Consider the following 11,903-nt stretch of genomic DNA (forward strand, 5'->3'; position numbering starts at 1 on the left):
TGGCGGCCGAGGGTGAGCTGGCACTGGCCCGGATGGCGCTCGACGAGGGTGACTACCGGCACGCCGCCGACCACGTCGCCGGCGCCATCACGCACGCGCCGACCATGCCGGAGGTGCACGAGATGCTCACCCGGCTGGCCGCCCGCACCGACGGCGCACTCGACCTGTTCCCCCTCGACGAACACGTCTTCATCGGCACCGTGGTCGCCCGGGCGCACCTGCTGGCCGCCGCCGGGCGGGCCGGCGAAGGGTTGGAGCTGCTGGCCGCCGCCACCGGGCACGCCCCCACGGTGAACTGGGCCGGGGTTCCCTGGGTCGGTGCCGCCGACCTGCCCGCCCGCCTGGACCCGGACCAGATCGCCATCGTGCTGATGCAGATCTGCGCCAGCGTGCCCGATCCGGTGCCCGACGTCGACCGCCCGCCGCTGCTGCCGTACCTGCGACTGGCCGAGCACGCCACCACCGCGCACGCCGACCACGGCCTGCTGCTCGGCGCCAGCTCGGCCCTTGCCCGTCGGCTCGGTGAGATCCCCACCGCACTCGACTGGGCCACGCAGGGGGTACGGGCCGAACCGTCCAAACTCGCCGAGGTGTGGCTCGGGTACGCCTACCGCAGCGCCGGGCGCACCGCCGAGGCGGTCGCCGCGCTCCGGCGGGCCAGCGCCCACGACCCGGACGACCTGTCCATCTACGCCGACATCGCCGGCACCCTGGCCGACTCCGGGCGCCTCGACGAGGCCATCGACTGGATCGAACAGGCACTCGCCCGCAACCCGACGTTCGACTGTGCCGTCCACACGGCACACCGGCTCCGCTACCGCCGCGACGGCGAACTACGCCACCTGGTCGCCCTCGCCGACTTCGTCCGGGACCACCCCGACGACTCACACGAACACCACGACCTGGCCGAGTGCTGCCACGACCGGCCCTGGCTGGCCCGGCTGCCCGCGGCTGGCGGCACCGTGGTCGCCACCATCGAACGGGCCCTCACCCGGGGCCTGGTGCCGACCCGGCTGTCCCTGCGCCAGCCCGAGCCCCCCAGCGCCATGCGGCTGCTCGGCACCGAACTACCCGGCCTGCCGGTCACCGTGCAACGCACCCCGAGCCCCGACCCCCGCCAGCCACGACGTGCCCCGGTCCGACAGCTGTGGCGCTACGCCGGCTGGCAGGCCGACCCGGTGCTGGACCGGCCGTCGACCAAGGCAAGCCAACGGATCCAGCAGCTCGCCCAGCCGGTCTGGCACCATCCGCCGGCGGCCTACGACAGCGCGGTGGTGCTCGCCACCCTCGACCTGGACGACCTGCTCGGGCTGCTGGTGCACCCGCCGTCGACGCCGGACGAGGTCGGAATCGACCCGGCCGGCTGGCTCCGCTGCGTACAGGTGTGGGCGTGCCTCGGCATCCTGCACCACCGTACCGACGAGGCATGGCCGGACTCGACCCGCCGCCGGGTGCTGGTCGACGTCGCCTGGGGGGTGGAGGACTGGTCCGCCGAGGCCGCGCTGTTCGCGCTGGTCACCGCCGCGTGGGTGGACCCGGCGGTACGCCCGGACGTGGCCCGGGTGGTGGCCGAACGGCTCGCTGACGCGGTCGACGTCGCCGGGCACCGGACCGTACCGATCCTGTGGTCCCTGGCACAGCTGGCACTGGCCACGCCGGACCTCGACGCCGCGACGACCGCCACGGCACGGCGGATCGCCGGCCGGTCGGCGCGGGTGCCCCGGCAACGCCGGCCGGGACTGATCCGCCGGCTACTGGGCCGGGACTGACCGGCACGGCGCGCCTACTCGATGACCGCGATCAGGTCACCTTCCTGCACCACGTCGCCTTCGTTGACAGCCAGCCGTGCCACCACGCCGTCCGCCTCCGCGACCACCGGGATCTCCATCTTCATGGACTCCAGGATCACCAGGGTGTCACCGTCGGAGACGGTGTCGCCGGCGGCGGCCACCACCTTCCACACGTTCGCCACCATCTCGGCCCGGATCTCCTCGGCCATCTGCCGGCCCTCCTTCGTACGTGCCGAACGCGACATGCGGAAGGTATCCCACCACGTGCCCACCGCGCATGCCGGTGACCGGGCCGGCCTAGCATCAACAGGTCAGCTCCCGAACTACGGGAGTCACCGTCCGACGGGAGGACACATGGCCAAGAAGGCTCGCAAGAAGAAGGCACGTAAGAAGAGCGCGGCCAACCACGGCAAGCGCCCCAACTCCTGATGCCGCCGGTCGCCGGTCGGGGCCGCTGCGGCCCTGACCGGCGACCGCAGTGCTGACCGCCGGGCTACCGGGTCTAGTCCGGCAGGAACTCGCGGGATTCGGCGTCGAAGACGAACTCACTGAGCTTGGCCCGCAGGCGGTCCCGCAGCTCGGCCGGTGCGGTCTCGTTGCCGCAACAGCGGGCGACGAGCGCCTTGACCTCCTGCTCGACGCCGTACTCCCGCAGACACGGGGAGCATTCGTCGAGGTGGTGCCGGATCCGCTGCCGCCGCTCCTCGGCACACTCCAGGTCCAGGTAGAGGTAGACCTCGGCGAGCACCTGCCGGCAGTCCTGGTCGAACGAGTCACCGCCTTGCACGATCGTCACACCTCCTGGCCGGCTGCGGCAGGCTTCGTCGACCGGGCCCGGTGCAGGCCACGGTCGGTGGCGTAGCGCTCCAGCATGCCACGCAGGTTCCGCCGGCCCCGGTGCAACCGGGACATGACCGTCCCGATCGGAGTCCCCATGATGTCGGCGATCTCCTTGTAGGAGAAGCCTTCCACGTCGGCGAGGTAGACGGCGAGCCGGAACTCCTCCGGCAGTTGCTGCAGCGCGTTCTTGATGTCGCTGTCCGGCAGGCGCTCCAGGGCCTCGGTCTCGGCCGACTTCAACCCGCTGGACGTGTGCGACTCGGCAGCGGCGAGCTGCCAGTCGGTGATCTCCTCGGTCGGGGCCTGCACCGGCTGACGCTGCCGCCGACGGTAGGAGTTGATGTAGGTGTTCGTCAGGATGCGGTAGAGCCACGCCTTGAGGTTCGTGCCCTCCTCGAACTGGTGGAACGCGGAGAACGCCTTCAGGTAGGTCTCCTGCACCAGGTCCTCGGCGTCGGCCGGGTTGCGGGTCATCCGCAGGGCGGCCGCGTACAACTGGTCGACGAAGGGCAGCGCGTCACGCTCGAACCGCGCCCGCCGCTGCTCTGTCTGCTCTGATCGGGTCAACCGCTCGTCCCCCCTCGACTGTCCCGCCGAGGATACGCGCACCGACCGACCGGAAACCGTGGTTCGGTCAGGTGTGCCCGTGCTCACCAGTCGTGTGGCAGGCTGTCCGACCGCCCGTACGCCCGTCGCCCAGTGCTCCGGTGACCAGTCGGCGGACCCGGGCAGCCGACCACCGGCAACCCGTCCCGCCGCCGCCCGCGTCCCGCCCCGTATGTCGGTTCGCACCCGCTCCACCCTTCGTCGCCGCTACTTCCGAGGGATGTAACGCCAGGTGGGTGTCCGGGCATTCCGGCAGCGCGCCAGCGGCGGGTGTCGGGGACCGGTGCGGCGCCCGTCCCGGCTCCGGTGCCGATGATGGGCACCGGAGCCGAGAGGGGCCTGGGAGTTTCCCGCGGTGGTGTCGCCCCCGCGGCATCGCCGGACGCCGGCTCGGCGCTACGGACATCCGATGCAACGACGGCACGACGGGGCCGGACACGGTCGACGCGCCGACGCCACACCTCCGCCCCGGCCGGGCCGCTCGGGGCGGGCCGGAGCCGAGCTGGTCGGTCAGGGGCGGGCCCAGCCGTGCCCGGCGAGCCACCGGACGACGATCGTGGCCGTACCGGCGGGGTCGCCCTTCAGGTCGTGCCGCTGCCCCGGTCGGACCACCACGTCGCGGTCGGGGGCGGGCGCCGGCACGCCGAACGGGTCCCGGTCGCCGTTGACAACCAGGGTCGGCCGGCCGGTGTCCAGCTCGGCGAGGCGGGACCGCTCCGGCCGGCCGGGCGGGTGCAGCGGGAAAGCCAACGCGACGACGCCGGACGCGCCCAGCGCGGCCGCCGTCCGACAGGCGACCCGGGCACCGCTGGACCGGCCCCCGACGATCAGCGCCGGCGTGGTGTCGAAGCCGGCCAGCAGGTCGGCCACGACGGCGTGCCAGGCCTCGTCGAGGTGGCCGGCCGGGGCCGGGGCCCGCCGGCCGGCGACCCGGTAGGGCTGGGTGACGCGGGCCACCGCCACCGCTGCCGTGGTGGCGGCGGCGGTGAGCGCCGACAGATCGGGGGCGGTGACGTCGCCGCCGGCCCCGTGGCCGAGCACGAGCAGACTGGTCACGGCCGGATCCGGGACGACCAGGTCGACCCGGGCGGGCCCGCGCGGGGTCGACACGGTCCGTTGCTGGCCGGTCAGCTCCGGTACGGCGGCCGCCGGTGAGGTCTCGGTCACCGGCCCATTGTGCCGGTGACCCGCCTCAGCGCAGCGGCACCAGGCTGAGCAGCCGTTCGTGCACCGGCTCGACGTCGACCCCGGCATCGTCGGGATCAGCGCCGCCAGGCCCGGCGTGGTGGGGACCGGTGCCGTCGAGTCCGGTGCCGGCAAGTCCGGTGCCGTCGAGTCCGGTGCCCCCAGGGTCGGCGTCCCCGGGGCCGGCATCGTCCGGGTCGGCGGAGCCCTGCCAGGCCACCAGCATGGCCCGACGTTCCCGGGGAGTGGTCGCTCCCCACACCCCGTGGCTGTCGCCCGCGTCGAGCGCCCAGGCCAGACACGGCCCCTGCACCTGGCAGGTACGGCAGAGCGCCACCGCTGCGTCGGGCGGCTCGCTCGGCGCGGGGAAGAACGTCTCCGGGTCGACGCTCTGGCAGACACCGCGGGTCCGCCACGCCTCGTCCAGACGGCGTTCCGCCATCGCCCTGAGCAGCCTGGGGTCGCGGCGTGCCGCAGCGACCTCGTGCGGCCGGGGCATTCGCGCCCGTGTCATTTACCCACCTCCCCCGTGGGATCACAGACATTGATCAAAGTCGTTTGCTTGGAGTGAATCCAAATCCACTGTCGGCGCTGGTTTCTATCGCACTTCGCCACACACGTACAAGGGGCTGGATCGATTCTGGGGAAAATTCGATCCGGCGTTTCGGTCGCAACTCTGGCAAACCTCCACGTCAGTGGCCAGATGAACACCAGGAGTCACGACGGTTGATGCCGTACGCGGGTGGGAGCGGTACCATGGGGTGACAGTCAGAACAGGCTGGCCTGCCCGGGCCCGCCCACCTCGCCCTGCTCGCCGACCAGTGGGACCCGTCGGACCAGTTCAACCCCGTTGTTGCGCACGTTGCCGACCGCCGAGCCGACCGGACGGATCTCTATACCGCCGAGGTAATCGTCATCCGGTGGGGTCAGCAACGCGGTACCGTCCACCTCCGGGTCGAGCCATTCCGACCAGCGGTCCTCCGGCAGCAGCAGCGGCATCCGATCATGCACCTTGGCCAGCGGGCCCAGGGCGGCGGTGGTAATCACGCTACTGGTGATCATCGGCTCGGGCCGCGACCAGACCGACCAGATTCCGGCGAACGCCAACTGCCGGCCGTCGGCGGGCGTCATGAAGTACGCCTGCGCCGCACCGCGCCGTGCGCCGGGCGGGCGTACCCACTCGTACCAGCCGTCGGCCGGCACGAGGCACCGCCGGCGGGCGAACGACGGGGCGAACGCCCGGCTCGTCGCCACCGACTCCGCCCGCGCGTTGATCATCCGGGCCCCGATCCTCGGATCGGTGGCCCACGGCGGCACCAGCCCCCACCGGGCCAGGCCGAGCACCCGCCGCGCCGGCGGCTGCCCCGCGTCGACCCCCTCCCCGGCCGGCGCGGCCGCCTCGGCGGCCCGGCGGGACAACCGCACGATCGGCACCGCGTCGGTCGGAGCGACGTTGTAGTCGGCCGCCAGCGGTTCCGCCGTGTCGTCCAGCGCCTCGAACAGCGCGCTGAGGTCCGCCGCGCTGCGTGTGGTCGCGTACCGCCCGCACATGGCGCCCAGGCTAGTCGGTCCGGCGGGCACCGGGTTGGCACACTGTAGGGGTGCCCGAACTGACCACGCCCCCACCGCCCCGGCCGTGGAGCGCGCCGACCGCCGCCGGCGGCGTCCGTACCGCCCTGCGGTTGCCCGGATCGAAGTCGATGACCGCCCGCGCCCTGGTGCTCGGCGCCGTCGCCGCCGGACCCGGCACCGTCACCCGGCCGCTGCGGGCCCGGGACACCACGCTGATGAGTGCCGCTCTCGGCGCGCTCGGCGTCGACCTGGACACCTCGTCGGCGCAGCGGTGGACCGTTCGGCCCGGCCCGCTGCGCGGATCGACGCAGATCGACGTCGGTCTGGCCGGCACCATCATGCGCTTCCTGCCGGCCGTCGCCGCGCTCGCCGACGGCCCGGTCACCTTCGACGGCGACCCGCACGCCCGGACCCGGCCACTCGGTCCGCTGCTGGCCGGCCTTCGGGCACTCGGGGTCGACATCGACGCCGCCGACGGCGACCTGCTGCCGATCACCGTGCACGGCACCGGGCAGGTCCCCGGTGGTGCCGTGACGGTCGACGCCACCAGGTCCAGCCAGTTCGTCTCCGGCCTGCTGCTGGCCGCGCCCCGGTTCACCGACGGCGTGACCGTCCGACACGTCGGTGCCGCGCTGCCGTCCACCCCGCACGTGCGGATGACCGTCGAGATGCTGCGCGCCGCCGGCGCCGTCGTCGACGACTCGGTGGCCGACACCTGGCGGGTCGAGCCGGGCGAGCTGGCCGGCCGCGACTGCGTGGTCGAACCGGACCTGTCCGGGGCGATGCCGTTCTTCGCCGCCGCGCTGGTCACCGGCGGTACGGTCACCCTGGTCGGCTGGCCGACACACAGCGTGCAGCCGATCCGGCAGCTGACCGACCTCGTCGAGCAGCTCGGTGGCACCGTGACCGTCGGCCCGGCCGGACTCACCGTGACCGGCACCGGCACCATCCACGGCCTCACCGCCGACCTGCGGGAGGTCGGCGAACTCACCCCGGTGCTCGCGGCGCTCGCCGCGCTGGCCGATTCGCCGTCGCGACTGACCGGTGTCGCGCACATCCGGGGGCACGAGACCGACCGGCTGGCCGCCCTCGCCGCCGAACTGACCGGCCTCGGCGCCCAGGTCACCGAGCTGCCCGACGGGCTGGAGATCGACCCGAAACCGTTGCGCGGCGGCACCTGGCGCACCTACGACGACCACCGGATGGCGCACGCGGCGGCCGTTCTCGGGCTGGTCGTGCCCGACGTCGAGCTGACCGACGTCGGCTGCACCTCCAAGACGCTGCCCGAATTCCCGACCCTGTGGTCGGCCGTGGCCGCCGGCGACCCGGGCGAACTGGCAGACTCGTGACCAGCCGGTGGCGCGGACACCGGCATCCGTAGAGGGGAGCACCGTCCTGGCCGGTCGGCGCAGGGAGTACGACGAGGACGACGTACGGGTCCGCCCGCGCCGGTCCTCCCGCCCGCGTACCCGGACCCGGCCGGCGCACTCCGACGCGGTCGACGGGTTCGTGGTCACCGTCGACCGGGGCCGGTACGGCTGTGTGCTCGCCGACGCCGCCCCGGACTCCCCCGACGGGCCGCCACCGGTGGTGACCGCGATGCGGGCCCGGGAGCTCGGCCGCCGGGCGGTGGTGGTGGGTGACCGGGTCGGCCTGGTCGGCGACGTCTCGGGCGACACCGGCAGTCTCGCCCGGATCGTGCGCATCGACGAGCGGGTGTCGGTGCTGCGGCGTACCGCCGACGACGACGATTCCACCCCGGAGGGGCGACTGGAGCGGGTGGTGGTCGCCAACGCCGACCAGTTGGTGATCGTGAGCGCGCTGGCGGATCCGCCACCCCGGACCGGGTTCATCGACCGGTGCCTGGTCGCCGCGTACGACGCCGGGATCGCGCCGCTGCTGTGCCTGACCAAGGCCGACCTGGCCGGCCCGGAACAGGTCGTCGACTACTACCGCGATCTCGACCTGGCGTACGTGCTGTGCCGGCCGGGCAGCGACCTGACCGAGCTGCGCGAGCGGCTCGCCGGCCGGTTGTCGGTGCTCGTCGGGCATTCCGGGGTCGGCAAGAGCACCCTGGTCAACCGGTTGGTCCCGGAGGCGTTGCGGGCCGTCGGCACGGTCAGCGCGATCGGCCGGGGCCGGCACACGTCGTCCAGCGCCGTCGCGCTGCGGCTGCCCCGGCGGCCGGCGGCCAGCTCCGGCGACGGACCAGGCGCGGCCAGCCGTGCCGGGGCGGGCGCCGACCGCGACGCCGATCCGGGGTGGATCGTCGACACGCCCGGGGTGCGCAGCTTCGGGCTGGCCCACGTGTCGGCCGACAGCCTGCTGCACGGATTCCCCGACCTGGTCGAGGGCAGTCTCGACTGCCCGCCGAACTGCGAGCACACCGGCGGGGCCGAGCAGTGCCGGCTGGCGGCCTGGGTGGCGGCCGGCAACGCCGACGCGCGACGGCTCGCGTCGTACCGCCGGTTGCTGGACTCGCGCGCCGGAGAGGCCGACCAGGGGACCTCCGACCATCGCGTGCGGTAATCCGATACCTTTCCCGCCATGGCCCGGTACGCCGACGATCTCTCCCTCGCCCACCTGCTCGCGGACACTGCAGACTCGATATCGATGGCCCGGTTCCGGGCACTCGACCTGAGTGTCGAAGCCAAACCGGACCTCACCCCGGTCTCCGATGCGGACACCGCCGTGGAGAAGGCGTTGCGGGCCACCCTCGCCCGGACCCGCCCCCGGGACGGGGTGCTCGGCGAGGAGTTCGGTGCCTCGGTCGCGGCGGCCGGTCCGGGCAACCGCCAGTGGGTGATCGACCCGATCGACGGCACCAAGAACTTCATCCGCGGGGTGCCGATCTGGGCCACCCTGATCTGCCTGATGGAACGCGACCAGCCGGTGGTCGGCCTGGTCTCCGCGCCGGCGCTGGGGCGCCGCTGGTGGGCGGCGGTCGGACACGGCGCGTACGCCGGACGGCACACCGCGGCCGCGACCCCGATCCGGGTCTCCGGGGTCCGCCGCCTCGCCGACGCCAGCTTCTGCTACTCGTCGCTGACCAGCTGGGAGGAGTCGGGACGGCTGGACGCGATGCTCGACATCATGCGCTCGGTGTGGCGCAGCCGCGCGTACGGCGACTTCTACGGCTACATGCTGCTCGCCGAGGGGGCCGTCGACGCGATGGTGGAGCCGGAGCTGTCGCTGTGGGACCTGGCCGCGTTGATCCCGATCGTCACCGAGGCCGGTGGCACCTTCACCGACCTGACCGGTAAGCCGGGGCCGGCCGGCGGCAGCGCCGTCGCCAGCAACGGGAAGCTGCATTCGGACCTGCTGCACCGGCTCAGCTGACGGTCGGTCGTCCGGTTCGTCGCCGACCGTGTCGACGACTGCCAGATCGCCGGGATCACGCCGGCCTGCACGGATGTGAGCGAAGCCACCGTCTATCCTCGCCGGGTGACGTCGACCGGCTGGTGTTTCCTCGCGGCGATGGTCGCCACGTACGGCGTCGCACATCTGTTCCAGGCCGTCGCCGCAGCCCGTACGACTGTCCGGCACTGCTTCGACCCGGGCCTGCTGCTGCGCCTGGCCCGCCAGCGGGTCTATCTGGTCGGGGTCGGTTGCCAGATCCTCGCCTTCGTGTTCGCCTTCTTCGCCCGCCGGGACCTGCCGCTGTTCCTGGTGCAGGCGAGTGTCGCCGCCGCGCTCGGGGTGACCGCGCTGCTCGGGGTGCTGACCCTGGGGTGGCGGCTGCCGGCGGCCGAGGTGGCGCTGCTGGTGCTGCTGCTGATCGGGGTGACCGCGCTGGTGGTCTCCGCCCGTCCGGCACCGGCGCATCAGCTCGGCCCCCGCGCGGTGGCGGTGATCGCGCTGTCCACCGTGGTGATCGCCGCGTTGGGGGCGCTCGCCGCCCGGTTCACCGGGCCGTCGGCCTCGGTCGGGCTCGGCCTGCTCGCCGGGTTCGCGTTCTCGGCGGCCGCGGTCGCGTCCCGGCCGCTCGCCAGCGCCGACAACTACCAGGACCTGCTCACCGAGCCGCTGCTCTACCTGCTGATCGCGCACTCCGCGATCGGCCAGTGGCTGATCGGGCTGGCGATGCAGCGCGGCTCCGTCACTGCCGCGATCGCCGCGATGGACGCCGCCGGGGCGGTGCCGGCGGCCATCGTCGGTCTGCTGCTGCTCAACGACAAGATCTGGCCGGGCCGGGAGTGGCTGGCGGCGGTCGGTTTCCTGATCACGCTCGCCTCGGTGGTGGGTCTGACCCGGTACTCGGCGGCGCAGCACAGCGGTGCCGTACCGGCGGTCGCCGCGCCCCGACCGGCGGTCGCCGGACCGGCCGCCCACCCCGGGGGCGTTCCGGCCGCCCACCCCGGGGGCGTTCCCACGGCCCGTGGCGAGGTCGGGCCGACCCGCGTCGGCGGGGGTCAGGCGGCCCGGACGGCAGCGGCGGTCGGGGCCGGCTCGATCGCGTCGGCGTCGATCGCCGTCAGGTCCAGTTCCACCTCGACCGGTGCGACCGACTCGCCGTCGGGCGGCACCACGGCGACCGTCGACGCCGCCTCCGGCGTACCCCGCAATCCGAGCACCCGCTGATACAGCCGTTCGACGGCGGCTGCGGTCCGTTCCCAGCTGTAGCGGCACCGGACCCGGTCGATCCCGGCATGGCCGAAGGCGAACCGCTCGGCCTCGTCGGCGAGCAGCCGCCGTACGGTGACGCCGAGGGCCCGGACGTCGCCCACCGGCACCAACCGCCCGGTCACCGAGTCCACCACGCAATCGGCGACGCCGCCGTGGGCGTACCCGACCACCGGGATGCCGCAGGCCATCGCCTCCAGCGCCACGGTGCCGACCGGGGCGTACCGGGCGGCGCAGACGACCACGTCGACCGAACGGTACAGCTGCGGCATCTCCTCGGCCGGCACCGCGCCGGCGAGTTCGACCCGGTCGGCGACCCCGTACCGGTGGGCCACCTCGAGCAGCCGGCGGGCACCGGGGTCGTCGGCCAGTTCGGCCCGGGACGGCCCGCCGACGATGATCAGATCGGCGTCGCCGACCAGCCGCAACGCGCCGAGCAGCGCGTCGTGGCCGGAACCGGGGACGAGGTCGCCGACGGCGAGCAGCCGTCGACGCCGCCGCCGGGGCGGGTCGGGATCCGGGGTGAACCGGGCGGTGTCCACGCCGGGCGGGATCAGCACCACCGACGCCCGGTCCCGACCCAGCCGGGCGAGTTCGTCGACCTCCTCGGTGCACTGTGCGACCGCCGCGTCGACGACCCGGCCCAGCGCCCGCTCCAACGCGATCCGGACCTGCGGGCCCCGGTACCCGCTGCCGAGCATGCGCTGCTGATGACTGCCGATGCTGTGGAAGGTCTGCACCAGCGGGATCCGGCCGTCGGCCACCGCGCTGGCGGCGGCGAGCCCGCCGGGCCAGAAGTGTCCGTGCACCACGTCCGGCGTCCACTGGCCGGAACCCCACTGGCCGGCCAGCATCCGCCCGAACTCCGGCAGGTACGCCAGCAGGTCCGCGGTGGGCAGCCGGGTCGGTGGCCCGACCGGGATCCGTACCAGTTGGTAGCCGTCGCGTTCGACGGTGTGCGGCTCGTCGGGGTCGGTCCACCGCTGGTGTACGCGTACCTCGTGACCGAGGGCCGCCAGCTCGCGGGCGAGCCGGGCGATGTGCGCGGCGGTGCCGGTCAGCGGCTGACCGGCCGGGTTCACGTCGGCGGGGCACCGGGCGGGGTCCCGGTCCGGGCCGGCACGGCGCAGCGACGCTCCACCGTGTGCGGACACCAGAGCGACCCGCATCGTCACCTCCGTGGGTTCGTCACCGTTGGTAGTGGTTCTTTCTAACCTCTGCCGTCCGGCCGAACACCCGGTTCCGGGCAGCACCACCCTGGGGTGAGGCCGGGATGAGGTGCGACAA

The 11,903-nt window shown here is 73.8% G+C and carries 10 protein-coding genes and 3 pseudogenes; 6 read left to right on the forward strand and 7 right to left on the reverse strand.

Annotated elements, in window-relative coordinates; genetic code table 11:
* Positions 1-32: 32 nt before the first annotated feature.
* Positions 33-1,769, forward strand: a complete 1,737-nt coding sequence (locus O7608_RS29100) for a tetratricopeptide repeat protein (protein ID WP_289211090.1) — start codon at positions 33-35, stop codon at positions 1,767-1,769.
* A gap of 14 nt (positions 1,770-1,783) precedes the next feature.
* On the opposite strand, the gene O7608_RS29105 is transcribed toward O7608_RS29100, so the two are convergent.
* Positions 1,784-1,999: a biotin/lipoyl-binding carrier protein gene (locus tag O7608_RS29105; protein WP_282225795.1), complete on the reverse strand. Its 216-nt coding sequence runs from the start codon at positions 1,997-1,999 to the stop codon at positions 1,784-1,786.
* A 145-nt stretch (positions 2,000-2,144) separates the two neighbouring features.
* Here O7608_RS29105 and O7608_RS32225 point away from each other — a divergent pair, with 145 nt between their 5' ends.
* Positions 2,145-2,219, forward strand: a complete 75-nt coding sequence (locus O7608_RS32225; RefSeq protein WP_370461611.1) for a 50S ribosomal protein bL37 — start codon at positions 2,145-2,147, stop codon at positions 2,217-2,219.
* Positions 2,220-2,292: 73 nt separating this feature from the next.
* On the opposite strand, the gene rsrA is transcribed toward O7608_RS32225, so the two are convergent.
* The 5 genes and pseudogenes from rsrA to O7608_RS29130 form a co-directional block, all read right to left on the reverse strand.
* Positions 2,293-2,577: a mycothiol system anti-sigma-R factor gene (gene rsrA / locus O7608_RS29110; protein ID WP_282229602.1), complete on the reverse strand. Its 285-nt coding sequence runs from the start codon at positions 2,575-2,577 to the stop codon at positions 2,293-2,295.
* Positions 2,578-2,582: 5 nt separating this feature from the next.
* Positions 2,583-3,248: pseudogene (locus O7608_RS29115) on the reverse strand (sigma-70 family RNA polymerase sigma factor); the annotation flags it as partial.
* 498 nt (positions 3,249-3,746) lie between these two features.
* The gene (locus O7608_RS29120) at positions 3,747-4,403 is read right to left on the reverse strand and encodes an alpha/beta hydrolase family protein (protein ID WP_289207587.1); all 657 of its coding nucleotides are present in this window, start codon (positions 4,401-4,403) and stop codon (positions 3,747-3,749) included.
* A 181-nt stretch (positions 4,404-4,584) separates the two neighbouring features.
* A pseudogene (locus tag O7608_RS29125) lies at positions 4,585-4,935 on the reverse strand (WhiB family transcriptional regulator); the annotation flags it as partial.
* Between the two features lie 254 nt (positions 4,936-5,189).
* Positions 5,190-5,972, reverse strand: coding sequence for an SOS response-associated peptidase (locus O7608_RS29130; protein WP_289207588.1), 783 nt, complete (start codon positions 5,970-5,972; stop codon positions 5,190-5,192).
* 50 nt (positions 5,973-6,022) lie between these two features.
* Between O7608_RS29130 and aroA the strand changes: the two genes are divergently transcribed.
* The 4 genes and pseudogenes from aroA to O7608_RS29150 form a co-directional block, all read left to right on the forward strand.
* The gene (gene aroA / locus O7608_RS29135; protein WP_289207589.1) at positions 6,023-7,342 is read left to right on the forward strand and encodes a 3-phosphoshikimate 1-carboxyvinyltransferase; all 1,320 of its coding nucleotides are present in this window, start codon (positions 6,023-6,025) and stop codon (positions 7,340-7,342) included.
* Between the two features lie 7 nt (positions 7,343-7,349).
* Complete coding sequence (rsgA, locus tag O7608_RS29140) at positions 7,350-8,522, forward strand: ribosome small subunit-dependent GTPase A (protein ID WP_289207590.1); 1,173 nt, start codon at positions 7,350-7,352, stop codon at positions 8,520-8,522.
* 18 nt (positions 8,523-8,540) lie between these two features.
* Entirely contained in the window at positions 8,541-9,332 is a 792-nt protein-coding gene (gene hisN, locus O7608_RS29145) for a histidinol-phosphatase (protein WP_289207591.1), read from the forward strand.
* Between the two features lie 138 nt (positions 9,333-9,470).
* Positions 9,471-10,299, forward strand: a pseudogene (locus O7608_RS29150) (hypothetical protein); the annotation flags it as partial.
* Between the two features lie 106 nt (positions 10,300-10,405).
* Here the strand turns inward: O7608_RS29150 and O7608_RS29155 are convergent.
* Positions 10,406-11,785, reverse strand: coding sequence for a glycosyltransferase (locus tag O7608_RS29155; RefSeq protein ID WP_289207592.1), 1,380 nt, complete (start codon positions 11,783-11,785; stop codon positions 10,406-10,408).
* Between the last annotated feature and the right edge of the window lie 118 nt (positions 11,786-11,903).

The organism is Solwaraspora sp. WMMA2056, from assembly GCF_030345095.1.
Lineage (GTDB): Bacteria > Actinomycetota > Actinomycetes > Mycobacteriales > Micromonosporaceae > Micromonospora_E.